15 protein-coding genes and 2 pseudogenes are annotated in these 14,360 nt (G+C 52.9%); 10 read left to right on the forward strand and 7 right to left on the reverse strand.

Annotation, left to right across the window (positions count from 1 at the left end; all coding sequences use genetic code 11):
* The first annotated feature begins 1 nt into the window (after window position 1).
* The gene (locus tag GQ39_RS14255; protein WP_081998018.1) at window positions 2-559 is read left to right on the forward strand and encodes a histidine phosphatase family protein; all 558 of its coding nucleotides are present in this window, start codon (window positions 2-4) and stop codon (window positions 557-559) included.
* 321 nt (window positions 560-880) lie between these two features.
* On the opposite strand, the gene GQ39_RS14260 is transcribed toward GQ39_RS14255, so the two are convergent.
* The gene (locus tag GQ39_RS14260; RefSeq protein WP_047530904.1) at window positions 881-1,744 is read right to left on the reverse strand and encodes a LysR family transcriptional regulator; all 864 of its coding nucleotides are present in this window, start codon (window positions 1,742-1,744) and stop codon (window positions 881-883) included.
* Between the two features lie 112 nt (window positions 1,745-1,856).
* On the opposite strand from GQ39_RS14260, the gene GQ39_RS14265 reads away from it, so the two are divergent.
* A complete protein-coding gene (locus GQ39_RS14265; protein ID WP_047538887.1) occupies window positions 1,857-2,465 on the forward strand; it encodes a LysE family translocator in 609 nt (202 codons plus the stop codon).
* A gap of 33 nt (window positions 2,466-2,498) precedes the next feature.
* Here the strand turns inward: GQ39_RS14265 and GQ39_RS31520 are convergent.
* Both GQ39_RS31520 and GQ39_RS32875 read right to left on the reverse strand, forming a co-directional pair.
* Window positions 2,499-2,636: pseudogene (locus tag GQ39_RS31520) on the reverse strand (transposase domain-containing protein); the annotation flags it as partial.
* 72 nt (window positions 2,637-2,708) lie between these two features.
* Complete coding sequence (locus GQ39_RS32875) at window positions 2,709-2,864, reverse strand: hypothetical protein (protein ID WP_158249407.1); 156 nt, start codon at window positions 2,862-2,864, stop codon at window positions 2,709-2,711.
* A 138-nt stretch (window positions 2,865-3,002) separates the two neighbouring features.
* Between GQ39_RS32875 and GQ39_RS14270 the strand changes: the two genes are divergently transcribed.
* Window positions 3,003-3,245, forward strand: a complete 243-nt coding sequence (locus GQ39_RS14270) for a hypothetical protein (RefSeq protein ID WP_047530906.1) — start codon at window positions 3,003-3,005, stop codon at window positions 3,243-3,245.
* Between the two features lie 3 nt (window positions 3,246-3,248).
* Here the strand turns inward: GQ39_RS14270 and GQ39_RS14275 are convergent, their stop codons facing one another.
* Window positions 3,249-3,431, reverse strand: a complete 183-nt coding sequence (locus GQ39_RS14275; RefSeq protein ID WP_047530908.1) for a phage tail assembly chaperone — start codon at window positions 3,429-3,431, stop codon at window positions 3,249-3,251.
* A 494-nt stretch (window positions 3,432-3,925) separates the two neighbouring features.
* Between GQ39_RS14275 and alr the strand changes: the two genes are divergently transcribed.
* A complete protein-coding gene (alr, locus tag GQ39_RS14280) occupies window positions 3,926-5,155 on the forward strand; it encodes an alanine racemase (protein ID WP_047530910.1) in 1,230 nt (409 codons plus the stop codon).
* Window positions 5,156-6,257: 1,102 nt separating this feature from the next.
* On the opposite strand, the gene GQ39_RS14285 is transcribed toward alr, so the two are convergent.
* Window positions 6,258-6,599 carry a hypothetical protein gene (locus tag GQ39_RS14285; RefSeq protein WP_047530912.1) on the reverse strand — a complete coding sequence of 114 codons (342 nt, stop codon included), beginning with the start codon at window positions 6,597-6,599 and terminating at the stop codon, window positions 6,258-6,260.
* Here GQ39_RS14285 and GQ39_RS14290 point away from each other — a divergent pair.
* Window positions 6,592-6,873, forward strand: a complete 282-nt coding sequence (locus GQ39_RS14290; RefSeq protein ID WP_236693104.1) for a DNA adenine methylase — start codon at window positions 6,592-6,594, stop codon at window positions 6,871-6,873. The genes GQ39_RS14285 and GQ39_RS14290 overlap by 8 nt on opposite strands.
* Window positions 6,874-7,133: 260 nt before the next feature.
* Window positions 7,134-7,274: a hypothetical protein gene (locus GQ39_RS32880; RefSeq protein ID WP_161793934.1), complete on the forward strand. Its 141-nt coding sequence runs from the start codon at window positions 7,134-7,136 to the stop codon at window positions 7,272-7,274.
* A 24-nt stretch (window positions 7,275-7,298) separates the two neighbouring features.
* Here GQ39_RS32880 and GQ39_RS33345 read toward each other — a convergent pair whose 3' ends face one another.
* Entirely contained in the window at window positions 7,299-7,598 is a 300-nt protein-coding gene (locus GQ39_RS33345; protein WP_081997914.1) for a hypothetical protein, read from the reverse strand.
* 436 nt (window positions 7,599-8,034) lie between these two features.
* Between GQ39_RS33345 and GQ39_RS14295 the strand changes: the two genes are divergently transcribed.
* From GQ39_RS14295 to GQ39_RS32475, 3 genes and pseudogenes are all read left to right on the forward strand, one after another.
* The gene (locus tag GQ39_RS14295; RefSeq protein ID WP_047530914.1) at window positions 8,035-8,283 is read left to right on the forward strand and encodes a hypothetical protein; all 249 of its coding nucleotides are present in this window, start codon (window positions 8,035-8,037) and stop codon (window positions 8,281-8,283) included.
* A 413-nt stretch (window positions 8,284-8,696) separates the two neighbouring features.
* On the forward strand, window positions 8,697-8,888 hold the full coding sequence (locus GQ39_RS14305) for a hypothetical protein (protein ID WP_047530916.1): 192 nt from the start codon (window positions 8,697-8,699) through the stop codon (window positions 8,886-8,888).
* Between the two features lie 8 nt (window positions 8,889-8,896).
* A pseudogene (locus GQ39_RS32475) lies at window positions 8,897-9,045 on the forward strand (phage integrase Arm DNA-binding domain-containing protein); the annotation flags it as partial.
* Between the two features lie 201 nt (window positions 9,046-9,246).
* Here GQ39_RS32475 and GQ39_RS31530 read toward each other — a convergent pair.
* Window positions 9,247-10,494, reverse strand: coding sequence for a CgeB family protein (locus GQ39_RS31530; RefSeq protein ID WP_236693105.1), 1,248 nt, complete (start codon window positions 10,492-10,494; stop codon window positions 9,247-9,249).
* 1,038 nt (window positions 10,495-11,532) lie between these two features.
* On the opposite strand from GQ39_RS31530, the gene GQ39_RS14315 reads away from it, so the two are divergent.
* Window positions 11,533-14,208, forward strand: a complete 2,676-nt coding sequence (locus GQ39_RS14315) for a DUF4214 domain-containing protein (protein ID WP_047530921.1) — start codon at window positions 11,533-11,535, stop codon at window positions 14,206-14,208.
* The last annotated feature ends 152 nt before the right edge of the window (window positions 14,209-14,360 follow it).

Below are 14,360 nucleotides of genomic sequence, written 5' to 3' on the forward strand. Positions count from 1 at the left end.
GATGCGTCACGGCCAGCCAAATATGGCTACGACCGAAAAAATCTCAATGCTCGAGATGAAAGACTGGATCGAGCAATACAACCGATCCGAAATCATCCGCCATCCCGCTCCGGACGCCAGCCTGCGACTCGCCGCAGCCGCCACCATGATTGTTTCAAGCAGCGCGCCTCGTGCGCTGACCTCTGTCGAGGTGCTCGGGCTGAAGCCTGCTGTCGTCGACGCGCTTTTCTGCGAAGCACAACTGCCTAATGGTCGTTGGAGATTTCCCCGACTATCGCCGTTTTCTTGGGCATTTATCTTTCGAGTCTTATGGCTGTGCGGTTATTCGAGCGGCGTCGAATCCTTCGGCGCCGCGAGGCGGCGCGCCAGCGCGGCAACTCAACGGCTGCAGTCCCTTGCCTGTGAAGGGCCGGTTCTGCTAGTCGGTCATGGCGTTATGAATCGAATGATTTCCCAACGACTGCTGGCAAACGGGTGGACTCGCCAACGACGTAACGGCAGCCGATATTGGAGTGCTTCGGTATATCAATATGATGATGTAAAAACGGAGATCGGCTGATCGTACGTCCCCGACGCATTCACCCAGGCGTACTGACACAAGGCATTGTGGTGACCTTCCGCTCTCAGGACGACCGTAACGACTACGTTGTCCAACCGATTGTCAGAGATGCGCATTACTACGAACCTGTACACCAGCACTTCAAGGAATGTATGGGTCCGTTGCTGGCGTCTCGTGATGTGGTTGTATTGGATTGCACAGTAGCGCAACGCGCCGAGTGAGCTGATCAACCCTGCGGACAAATTGACTGCCCGCACTGACGAAACGATCACTCGTCTCGTTCGAGATACGAAGCTCGCGAATCACAGGGATAGCATTTGACTACGCCTGAGGTCTTAGCGCGCTGATGATGAAAGCATGAAGGCTATTGACCGCTTTAGACCCGCGAGAGGCTCGGCTACGTAAAATCGAGACTTCCATAGGTTCAATGTTTCCTAAGCCGTGCTCGCTACTTAAGACGTGAAGCGATGCCTGCACGCTGCACTGAGTGATCGCGGCAATAGCGAGCCCACCCTCAACTGCGGCCACCTGACCAGCCAGGCTGGAGCTGTTGTATACCACCTTGAATTCGCGTCCCTGTTGGGTCAGTGAGTTCACTGCATAACGCCGGGCCAGGCTTTCACTTTCGTAGACGGCGATAGGCACCGGGTCTCGCCTCCACAGTTCGAACTGGAGTGAGCCCACCCAAACCATGGGTTCTTTGAAGAGAAATGTGCCGCTCTGAGGCGAGTCCCTAGACACCAGCGCAAGATCAAGATCGCCGCTTCGCACACGCGGGATAAGCGTGGTCGACTGCTCACAGGTCAGTTCTATTTCCACGCCTGCGTAGCGCGGCGAAAAGCGCTTCAGAACCGGCGTGAGATACTTTGCCGCGTAGTCCTCCGCGACGCCAAGGCGGATTCGTCCGGTTAACTCTTCACCGTGAAAAGCGGCTTGGGTCTCAGCGTGCAGTGCGAGCATGCGACGAGCGTAGCTCAGCAGTATCTGGCCGTCAGCGGTCAGTTGTAGGTGCCTCGGGCCACGACTCAACAACTGCCGCCCAAGCGCGGCCTCCAGTTTCTTCATCTGCATGCTGACGGCGGATTGCGATCTGTTTACCTCGTGGGCTGCGCCAGATAGCGAACCTGCATCCACCACTGCCACGAAGCACTTGAGCCAATCGATCTGCAAATCACTGGCAGGCATCGCTGTTACCTCTATTCGTTAATCGAATGGCTACGACGTGAATTATGCGCTTTTCATGATGACAGCTCATCCGCAAGATGCTGGCCTGAATCAACACATACTGGATCTGATCATGCCATTTGAGACCTGGTTGCTCTATCTGTTTACCTGCTGCGGCATCGCGGTAGTACCGGGGCCCAATGCATTATTGGTGCTGACCCATGGAGCTATTCACGGGAGTCGGAAAACGCTGTTCACTATCACCGGTGGCGTGCTCGGCTTTGCAGTCGTGCTTTCGCTTTGCGCATTGGGATTGGGCGCACTGATCCAGGCGTCGGCCACCTGGTTCATAGCCTTGAAGGTTGTCGGGGGGCTCTATCTGATCTGGTTGGGCTTCGGGCTGTGGCGGGCTGCACCCGTCAGCCTTGATACGACCGGCACTACCATCATGCGACGTTGGTCACTGTTCCGCCAAGGGCTGGTATCAGCCATTTCAAACCCCAAGGCACTGCTGCTATTCACGGCGTTTATCCCACCATTCCTGGATCCCCACAGAAGCATCGTCGCGCAGACGGCCGCCATCGCGCTGACTTACGCCGTCGTGGAGTTCGCCGTTGAGTATTTAGTGGCCAGCGCTGCACATCGGGTCAGGCCTTGGTTAGCCCGAACCGGGCGCCGATTCAATAAAGTCTGTGGTGGATTTTTTGTACTTTTCGGGTTGGCGCTGCCCATCCATACCTGAAGGCACGGCTTCCTGTATCAGACGGGATTCTGACCACAAATGTGGTAGTAGTTGATGTACGTAGGTTGCGCGTTGCGTCGGTCGTCTCGTTAGCACATCTTTTAGATAAGCGTACGGATCATGCCCATTCATGCGCGCCGACTGGATCAGGCTCATGATCGCCGCCGCACGGCAAGCATCTGTATTGCACGCGGACAGGATACCGCCAGATGCAAAAAGCCCAGCGCGGGGCTGGGCTTCCTGTCACTGCTCTCTCACTTCCAGGACTGTCGCACCAGGATGCTTCTGCAGAATTTTTCTCTCCGCATCCCGGGCATCGGTTCCGTTCTGAAGCACGTTACTCATGCCGCTGCCATTTTTTGCTTTCAGCTTAAACACGTAGGTCTTTACTGCTGCCACGATGCGTCTCCTTCGCTCGATTGAATACTGACCTTAGCATTTGGCTGGTCGCCCATCCAGCCTGTCTGAATGCTCAGTGGCAGCGCGCTACTACCCCGTAGTAGCTTGGTGGCTCCCCTTGCTGAGAGATAGTCAAAAATGCCCCTCGAGTATGCAGACAATCCCCTGTACGCCAAGGCCAATGGAGTTGCTGCCACCTATGCGATTTTAGCTCTCATTGAAACGCTTCGACGCTCCAATGCGCTCGACGCTTCGCTGTTCGCGCAGGTTATGCAAGAGATTGGCCCTGATTTAAGCACTGAACCTGAGCCGGGTTATGAAGAACAGATCCACGTGATGTTGAAACATTACCTAAAAGCCGCAGGCTCGATATCGCAATAACTATTAGGGCTCATTCATCACTTGGCAGTGAATACCGTCCATCTTCATCAACACCCGGGCCTCTTCCGGCTCGATCTGCCGATGCATCATCCGCGTCCAGGCGTCCATTTCCTGCCAGGTCAGCGGATCGCTGGTGCGTTTGAGCTCCCAGTACAAGCCGGCCAGATAGCCCATGCCCTCGGGCATGGCCGGAATATCCAGCTCCCGAAGTTTGTGCTTGGTCAGCCATCAATGCGCCGTTGATTTTGGTTTCAGACATCTGATCTACACTCAAATGGGGGTGTGGCTAGCTCGACGGGGCGAAAAAGCGGGCGAATTCCCTTCTCTGCCACACCTCCACCGTCGGAGGGTCGTATCAGTCGCCAGGAAAGGGGGCTGGGGGCTGCGAGGCTCGCCGACCGTGGTTTGCCAGTCTCCGCGCAGTCGACCTTCATCCACGGGCGTACCCTGAATGACTGCATTGAACAGCGCGATGGTCGTGCGTCGAGTGATTTCTTCATGCGCCTTTATGGTCTTGGCGGCAAATCGCCTGATGCCATCGCATAGGGCCTAGGTGAGCGCAAACAAATTCCTTACATTTTTTTACATCTTTGAACCCAGCGTACAACGGTAACTTACACAGCCTTCCAATAATCGGTACCGGAATAATAAAAAAAGACCGATTACATGGAGAGTTTCAAATGCCCTTTACCCGTACTGCTCTAGCGTTGTCTCTCGGCCTGATCTTTTTGCAAAGCCAGGTCCAAGCGGCGCCACCACTGTCACTCACAAACGGCAATACCGAGCTGACGGCTCAAATCAGTAATGCCTGGATTGAAATCAACAAGGCCGCGCTCGAGCACAACATCCAAACCCTGCAAGCCGAACTGGCTGGCAAGTCGAAACTCTGCGCGGTACTGAAGGCCGACGCTTATGGTCATGGCATAGGGTTGGTGATGCCTTCGGTGATTGCGCTGGGTGTACCGTGTGTGGCGGTCGCCAGTAATGAAGAGGCGCGAGTGGTTCGAGAAAGCGGATTTAAAGGTCAGTTGATCCGTGTTCGCACCGCCTCCCTGGGGGAGCTCGAAAATGCTCTGCAGTACAACGTCGAAGAACTGGTTGGTAATCTCGATTTCGCCCGCCAAGCGGCCGATCTTGCACATAAACATGGTCGCAAATTGCAGGTGCACATCGGCCTCAACTCAAGCGGCATGAGCCGTAACGGCGTTGAAATGGCCACCAAGCTGGGTAAGCAAGACGCGCTAGCGATCACCAAGCTGCCAAATATCGAAGTGGTAGCGATCATGACCCACTTCGCCGTGGAGGATAAGGACGATGTGCGTAAAGGGCTGGCTACCTTCAATGAGCAAGCCGCCTGGCTGATGGATGTCGCGCAACTCGACCGCAGCAAGATAACCCTGCACGCAGCTAACTCCTTCGCCACCCTGGAAGTACCCGAGTCGCGCCTGGACATGGTGCGCACGGGCGGCGCGTTGTTTGGCGATACCGTCCTCTCGCGTACTGAGTATCAACGCGTGATGCAGTTCAAGTCGCACGTGGCCTCGGTCAATAGCTACCCTGCCGGGAACACAGTGGGTTACGACCGCACGTTCACCCTGACACGTGATTCGAAGCTGGCCAACATCACGGTCGGTTACTCCGATGGATATCGCCGTGTGTTCACCAATAAAGGCGTGGTGTTGATCAATGGTCATCGTGTGCCAGTGGTGGGCAAGGTTTCGATGAACACAGTGATGGTTGATGTCACGGATGCGCCCGACGTCAAGGCGGGTGATGAAGTGGTGTTATTTGGCAAACAAGGCGCAAGCGAAGTCAGCCAGGCTGAAGTCGAAGAGATCAACGGTGCGCTACTGGCCGACCTCTACACCGTCTGGGGCAGTGCCAACCCGAAAATCCTGGTCGAGAAGTAATCCCGCCAATATCGTAAAGCAGAGGGCGCGCTCATTAGCGTACAGCTTTGAAGAGCGCTGACAGCTCCAATGCCCGACAGGGTCCGACAGGAGAAAACTCGCTTTTCTCTTGTCGGAGGGTAACCATCATGCCTTTTCCCCCGCTGACTCACCGCGACACCGGCAACGGATAAACCACGTTGCCCGCATTCTTACGACCTGTCGCGGATTACTGATTCGCCCCATTCAGGTTCCGGCGAAGCTCAGCCAGGTCCCATTGGGCAGCATCATCGCCATGACCACGACAGCCGCCAATACCGCAACGAAGCCAAAGGCCTTCCAGCAGGACCCTCTTGGCTTTTCGTTATTCGAAAGAGTCATATAAAGAACGTTACATTTTTGACACGCTGCCTGACACCCATTAAAAAATAAAATAGCTGACTTTTGAGTCAACTAAGCAAAACAGGATCATATTTTAAAAAGGGAAACCAAATTCCCTTTTTAAAAAGGTGAGCCAATTGGAATATAAAGATCAAAACGATTCGCGAGACAAACCAGGTTTCAGTGCAGTGTTCACCTCTGACAATAAGATCATAAGTGTATCTGAGTATATTGAAACGTTTTTAATAACAAGAGGTTATGAGACGACGCACCAAAATAGACTCAAGATCGCAGACAGCCTCAGTCACGTGCCTATGCGCGAACGCCATTCAGTGTCTGAGCTAGACCACTGGCTTGATTCACAATTCAAAAGCTGACTACAACGAATACGGCTCAAGTGTAAAAATCAAGGAGAACATTAGGCACGAATTCAAATGGATTGAATGCTGATTCTTGATACGCACAAGTTTGCAATTGCAGACCCGTCGATACTGCTCGTCCCAAAAAAGGCCCGGACATGTGCCGGGCATTTTATATAGTCAAGCTTCGGATTAGGCGTTCGATAACTTGGCCACAGCTCTCCCACGCAAAATTCAGGCAATAAAAACCCGGCTCAGTGGCCGGGTTCTTGGCTGTCATTCGAAGCGGCGCGGCAAGAGCTGGCGCGCCTACTGCACGGCGAAAGCGCGCGCCAGGCGGCGCAGCTCGACAGCTTCGCCTGACCCACCTTCACCTGTTGGATTTAATCCTGTTTGGATTTGACTTCTGTTCTGTGCCAAGTAATTGAGCCGCCTTCCCCTAAGTAACCAATTCGCTGCTCGACCACGCGGTAGTGGGCAACAGTGCTGCCTGCTGCATCCCTTTCAGAGAAATTCAGAATGTCTTCCCCTGTCGTAATACCGTAAATCGAGTCACCCGAGACAAGTTGATTCTGCTTTGATATGCCCAATAGCCTCTTGTAGAACTCATCGCTCACTGCTGTCTCTCCTTCCGGCTCCATGCCGGGCCGAACACAAATACCCCACATCAGCGAATCACGCCAGCCGGCGAGGCAGGCGTATGCCTGGAAATTACTTATGACCATCACAGCACCAGTCATCCGCTACCACGGCGCCAAGTTCCGGCTCGCGCCTTGGGTGCTTCAACACTTCCCGCCACACACCTGCTACGTCGAGTCATTCGGCGGAGCGGCCGGAGTACTGATGCAGAAGCCTCGATCGTATGCCGAGGTGTACAACGATCTAGACGGCGATATCGTGAACCTGTTTCGCGTCCTGCAGGATCCAGTCACGCGATCGGGATTTACCGAGCGCCTCGGGTTCACGCCCTACTCCCGCGAGGAGTTCGAATTGTCCTGAGAGCCGAGCGCCGAAACGATCGAACGGGGCCGGCGACTTAGAGTGCACCCTGGCTCAGCACTTCGAGGATATCAGGACTCGCGAGGAGGCCCTGCAGCAGCGCCTGAGCACAGCGGATCAGGGGATTGATGAGCTGGCCGGAACCCGTGCTGATCGCTCGCCAAAGGACTACGCCATTGAACACGCGGAGTACATGGCGAAGTCCGCCGATCATGTGTTAGCCGAATTCCAGGCTGACGGGTTGGCTCTGATCGCAGCTGATGAAGGTGGCGATAGAAGGAGAAGGCGAGTCATTCGAAGCGATCGACTCCGCACGTCAAGACCTGCAGGAAGCCTTGGTAGATCTGCGCAGCATGGTGTTCGAGCTCCGCAAGCGCGCTAACCGCATCACCCCGCAGTAACCCCTCCCCCTTCAAAGTCAGCCGCTATTTCGAGGTCGCTGATTGGCAAGTGTTGGCACCTCCGCTAGCGGCCAACTGACGAGCGCGACCGACACCCCAAGCCAAAACTCTTGTCATTGATTCTTGTGAATGTGAGTCGTCAGCCTCTTCATGCAACGCCACGCCATCGGGAGCATAAATCCCAATGAACATTTCAGTCTTTCCGGCACGCGATAGCCTGACCTGCACGTCAATAAAAGTCCCATCATTGAGAGTTTCATCGTGTGTTCTGGTGTGGAGTTCAGGGTCTGCCCATTCCCAAAAAACATCGCCTCGAAGTCTCATAGAGCCCTCCCGTTTGCTCTCTGTGATGGACAGTAGAGCCCAAAACCAGACCCACGCGAGAGAAGTTCAACAAAGCAGAACCGATATCGGACAGTTGGTCTCAACAGCTGTACGAACTCAAATTACCTGTACAACTTTCAGCCGCTATAGCGGCAAGGACGAAGTCATGCCTGAAGAAAATGCCGTGATGTACGATTCCCCCGAAGCAGCCAGCATTCAAACCGTCACCGGCTGGGTCGGCGTTCGACCTGCTGAACGAGATGATCCGCCAGTCTGAGCCGCTGTCGTGGTCGGAGAGGAAGTATGCCGCGCAGCCGCCTCAGGCACTCATTGATGAAATCGCAGCAGCACGGGTGACGCCATGATCGACCATTCAAAGCCGAAGGCTGCCGCGACGATGTTATTCGATCATACGGCTGGGCGGGGATGATCGAAGATGCCGACCTGTTGCACTGCGTTGAGGAGTTCCTCAAGGCATGTTCACCCGAAGCAGTTCCTGATCGCTGAAAACGAGGGCCTGCGCAAGAGCGCCGAGCGCTACCTCGTCCTGCGCCAAGCTGACGTCGATACCATCCACAACGGAGGCCTGATCGCCGGCCTCACGCCGGACAATATCGTGATCAACGGTAGCGACCTGGACGAGCGTGTCGACGCGGTGCTCGCGCTATGCAAGGTGACCCCATGATCACCCTCGCCTGGTTCGCCGACAGGCCTGGCTCAACTACACGGGACAGGGCGGTCAGGCGATCTTAAGTGTCTCGATACGCCCTCGCCCATCAGCCATGCAATGAAGATACTCCCGCCATTTTCTAAAGGCTTGGTACTGCCTGCTTGAGGCTTCAAGCCACTGAGCGCTACCGATGAGATCAACCGGGATGGACATCATCTGCGAGGTCGCAAGATCAAGCTCATCGACGAGTTCCCGGCCATTTGGCATATCGAGAATTAGAGGGCGCATAGAAACCTATTTGTTGGGCTACTAAGTCGACTTTCTAACTGTCCGATCGTGCACGAGTTCCGACGAACGGTATCAATCTATCGACCTTCTGCCGCCACGCGGCATGGAGCAACACCGCCCGAACCGGGCAGAGGTATTCAATGAAGCGAAAACTTATAAAGATCAGCGAATTTCAGCGCCGGCGCTGGGGCGAAAACGGTACACCGCAATGCACACAGGCCATCCGCAATGGCGATGTGCCTGGGAAGCAGATCGGAAAACTCTGGTACGTTGACTGGGCAGCATTCAGCCGCTCGCAGGGCAACGACCTCGTCGCTATGGTATTGAAATGAGCTGCATGATGGTGCCACGGCCGCGCAGCCCTGCGAACAAGGGACTCTTGCGCAGAATCTGTACTATGACGCGGGCCGCTCGACCTATCGCTACCGGCGGCCTACCGACGGGAAGTGGTTCCAGTTCGGCACCGACCGCATCAAGGCGATCGACGCGCACACATAATTAGTCCTTGAAACAGCTCAGCGCACGGACTGATCATATTGCTCAGCTCTTTACGACTACAATATGCAAGATAGCGGCTCATATTATGCTCCTTGTAGTCGTGAAGATTTTGTTCACAGGCAAGTTTCATACTACCATTGGATGGCTTAAGCGCATGAGAGCCCATGCTCGGAGCTACACCTTAGTGACAAATTAAGGATACCAACGACTTAAAGGGACAGGCTCTCCACGAAGTTCACTTTGCACAGTAGTAAACATATCTATCATTCTTTGTTGGAACGTATGATTTTCTGCCAGAGTCGAGTAGCCTTGCTCCGCAATAGCCCTGCGCTCACCTTCATGCTGAAGGTAATACTCACAGACCTCTATCAAATCTTGAGCATCCCGAAAAACAACCAAGTCCTTTCCATCGACAAACAGCTTATTAATATCATTTTTATGATTGGTAACAAGGAATCCACCACAGCTCAGCACATCAAATACGCGCATGGGAAGCCCGTACTCTACAAACGAACGACTAAGATTAATATTAATCTTGGATTGTCGAAATATCTTCGGCATCAGGCTGAAATGGTCAGCATATCCAGCGTAACAATTTATATGATCTTGCCACTCAGCGTTACCATAAACGCAAGCTGAGAAACGCTCTTCAATCCGACCAATCAAACTAATCCGTTCCTGCCAAGAATGCTCTCGACCTAGTAGATAAGCCAACTTTTCAGCCGTGCTAAGGTAGTAATCACCAGACAATTTGTAGCCTGATTCTTGTTTGATCGCGTTAATCAGATCATCATCAATCTGCTCGGCCAGTATAAAATTCGCACTGGGTTGCTCAAGAGATTTAATCAAGCCAGCGCATCGATCCATAGTTTTTTCTGACAAACTTGGTTTTATCCAGATCCTATATTCTGTCTTGGTCAGATTGGCAACAAAGCTGATATCACTGGAGAGAGAAGTCTCTTCATTTCGTGATGGAAGTTTGTTAATTCGCTCCAAGTTTGCAGCGACTGGAAGGTGATATACCTGTGAAACGCCGTTACTTCTCAACCTTTGCGCGACTGCGGCATCATAAATAAAGGTAAAACTGTACGAATGATTAATAGCTTTATCATAAATTGGATAACAAGGTGTATCGATAACCCACGCCAAATAAGGAATCTTCAGTAACTCACAGGCCTCTGAAATATATCTATTAAAATTAACAGTAAGCACATAATCTGGTCGAGCAGTCATGAGGTTCATGACGTTCGTTTCCGTAAAAGGTAGATACGTCACTAAAAAGCCAAGGGTTTGCAATGCATCAACACAGTCTTGTGAAACCACTGAGGCCTCGAACACTATTATGCTGGCGGCGGTATTGTTAGTTGACTGATCTTGTATGGTGCCCACGGCAAACCCTCTGCAAGGTGACATATTTAGCTCGATGACCAAGCCTAACATTTTTTGAACAACCATTTAAAGAATGGGGTGATGCCCAGATTGAATTTGGCAGAGATCTCGCCCTGTTCGGCAATTTTCTGAATGGTGTTCAGATCCTGCGAGGTATACGTATAATTGACTGACTGTAGCAAGACGAGCGTGCACTGTGCTTATAAGGGGGAATAAAAAATTGACGTGGCTCACGTCTCCGTGCTCACCAAATAAGAAGTAGCCAAGCTTAATCGATAGAAGCAGATTACACCTGAGCGCTCGCGTTCTGCGCTCAATTTTTCAATATCCTGGAACCTGGAATTTACCAGAACCGTCTTTATCGGCATTCTTGTTCGCAGAGCTTGATGCGGCTTCACTGTCGGACTGAATCGGCTGCGGGACGAAGCAATGAGACATATCCATCTTAGCTGTTCGCTGGGAATATCTGCTGGCTACGACCGGTCGGTATAGGTCAGCCTGGATTGCTGGCCGCCACGTCACTTACTTCGGGTGAAGTGACGAAACCCACCTTAAACACCTCCCGAACTGACGGAACACGGAACACGGAACACGGAACACGGAACACGGAACAGTGACTCATGTTTGACCATTTGGGCTGTCTACATGATTTGAACTATCCGTAAGTGGCCTATCACGACCATCAGTTTGTGGCCGATTTCTGCACTTCACCACCGGCAGCTTTGGGTCGATTGTAGCCCTTCAACTTCAGCGGGACACGCCCCGCACGTACGCCTGACACGCAGCCAACGCGATCAGTCCTTGGTCGCAGACGATGTACGCGGAGCCCCGGAAGTAATTAATCGGAACGAGGAATTCATCAAGATGACGCTGGTGGTGATGACGGCATCTATAAATAAGCAAGCTAATCAGTGCCGACAATGGGATGGAGAGGGAGCGCGTTAGCAGGATAACCACAATCGTACGTACAGATTGTCTCGAGAATGAGCAACGGGGGTCGATACAGTCGAGTTAAGGTATCTTTATTGCTTATAGCTAACGAATACCTGAATCTAGCACTCCCACAATCATCCCTGATAGGACCTTGCGATGGCGTTTTCCGACGAGATTCAAAAACTCTACATCAGCTACTTCAATCGCCCGGCAGACCCAGGCGGATTGGCTTATTGGATCAACCAAGGCAATCAAAACGGCGAGAACACAGCAGCCATCGCCAACGCATTCAGCGCTTCGCCCGAGTACAAAAAGACCTTCGCTGAAGAAAACAGCACAGCCATCGTTAATCAGATCTACCAAAATCTATTCGGTCGTGCCGCCGAGGCTGATGGGCTGCAATACTGGAGCTCGCGCCTGGACAACGGTACTTTCAACCTCGGCAACATCGTCATTGCCATCTTTAACGGCGCGCAGAATGGCGACAGTGTGGCAGTAACCAACAAGACGCTGGCGGCAACTCAGTTCACAGCGCACCTGACTACCGCCGAACAGATCGCAGCCTATACCACCGATAGAGCGTTCGCCTTAGCCAGCAACTGGCTTAGCGGGGCGCTGACCCCGGACGGCCTCACAACGGCACTATCAGGGCTGGGACCTGTCATAGTCGACATCGTCGGTGGTTCGACTCCGAGCAGCGGGCCGGTTGTCAGCACCATTCAGGTATCTGCAGGCGGTACATATAATGGTATTCCAGGGGTCAATGATCTGTTCAAATCCAGCATCGCCAACCTCGATGGATCTACCCTCACCGGCAATGCGGCAGACGCAGATATCCTAACCTTGACCACTGCTGGCACGGTCACCATCAATAATGGCACTACAGGTGGCACCCTTAGCAATATCAAGGTATTGAACCTGGCCGACGGCACCAACACCATCACCTATAACACTTCGGCTGGATTTGCCAACATCAACGGCGGTACGGGCGACGATACCTTTATTCCCAACACCGCCTTGTTGCCGATTACGATCAATGGTGGCAGCGGTACAGACACCATTGTCCTGTCGGCAAGTTATGCGGCTTCCGTTTCAGGCAGCAATACCTTTGCCAGCAATGTGACGAACATCGAACAATTGCGCCTCACCAGCGTGACCAATCAGACCATCGATCTCCAAGCCTTGGGCAATTACAGCAATGTGACTGTGGGCAACGGGCCGAATGGCCTGACACTGCTCAATCTTACCAATAATGGCCATGTGACGCTGACCAGCTCTGGCACGGCGATGACCCTCTCCAATGCAGATTTTGCAGGTGGCGTGAATGATACTGTCAATCTCTCGCTGAACGACGCCAGCACCGTCGGTGTGGCCTTTGCCTCTGTGGGTATTGCAGCTTCCGGAGTTGAAACGGTCAATATCAGTGTCAATGACAATCAAGTGACACCCACCGGCGCTTTCAACGACACGCTTACCTGGCTGGGCAACTCGATCCAAACCATTAACATCAGCGGGAACGCAGGCCTTACCCTGAGCGCTTCGAGCACCGCACTGACCTTGGTGGATGCCAGTAACATTACCCTCGGCGGCTTTACTTGGAGCTCCTCGGCACTAGCCGGCAGGGCGACCGTCAAAGGCAGTGCCACCGGTACCAATACCGTAAATATGAACTCTGCAACGGCGGGCGCCGACTACAGCGGCGGTGCGGGTAATGACAACGTCACCGTAAACGGCACCGTGACCTCTTCTGTGGCGCTCGGCGATGGCAACAATTCCTTGGCCATCAATGGCGTCAGCATTAAGGGCACTTATACAGGTGGCAGCACCGGTACCGATAGTCTGGCCTTCTTTTCTGCAACACCGGATGTAAGTTTGGCAACGATCACAGGCTTTGAAAACTTGACCATTGTCAATAATGCCTCGGTCACCCTGAAAGCTGAACAGCTTTCGCAATTCACTGGCAACATCAACGCGGCCGGTACCGAGACCTTCAACCTGTCCACCGCAGGCACGTTTACCGGTCTGAACAATATAGAAAAATACAACCTGGCAAATGGCAGTAACAACTTCACCGCCACAAATTCCACAAAAACAGTGGTGGGCGGAACCGGGAGTGATACGTTTAACTTTACTGCTAACCAGATTGTAACCTCTCTAACCTCGCTAGATGGCGGGCTCGATAATGATGTGCTTAATATCGGTGCCACCACAACACAAACCATAGACCTGAGCACCAAAATAAGTAATATCGAAACGATCAATGTGGCGGGGAGTACAGGTACCGCAACGTTTACGAATGTGAATGGTGCGGGCGTTACCCTGAACTACACTAAGAGTACAGGTGACACCATGATCAACCTGGGCAGCGGCGGTCAAACATTGAATTTGCTAGGTAACTCCTCTTCGTCCGCCTTCATTACGGGCGGCGCAGCAGTTGACCATATAGTACTGAGCTCTACCGATTCTGGCTCGGAAACCTTGATCGCCACTGGCCCAAACATGTCAAACAATACGCAAATTGACGTGGTGAGCAACTTCAATGCCAGCGGAACGGATTACTTCAAAACCGGAGTCAATGCAGCCTCCGTAGGCTCTTATATCATTGGAAATGCCGACACTGGAAACTATTTGTCCACCATGGCCGCAGGGCTGTCCGTCGTTTTAAACAATACCGCCCAAGCTTATTTGATTACGGTACAGACAGGCAGTGCAGCCGGCACCTACCTATTCCAAAATACCGGATCAAATACGGCACAATTTGACAGTACCGACTTTTTCATACAATTGACCGGTAACATAGGAACTATTAGCACTCACAATATGATTATGTAAAAACAAAAACCAGACCGCGCGCCGCTTGAGGCCAGCACTCAAGCGGTTCCCCCACAGTACAGAGCCACTTTCAAAAAGATCCCGCTCTGAGCGAAGCTGCAGCATCAGCCTCATCTCGCGCTACCCACTTCGCCTCCCACTTGTCATCCATT

The sequence above is a fragment of the Pseudomonas sp. 11/12A genome, assembly GCF_000800055.1.
Classification (GTDB): Bacteria; Pseudomonadota; Gammaproteobacteria; order Pseudomonadales; family Pseudomonadaceae; genus Aquipseudomonas; species Aquipseudomonas mohnii.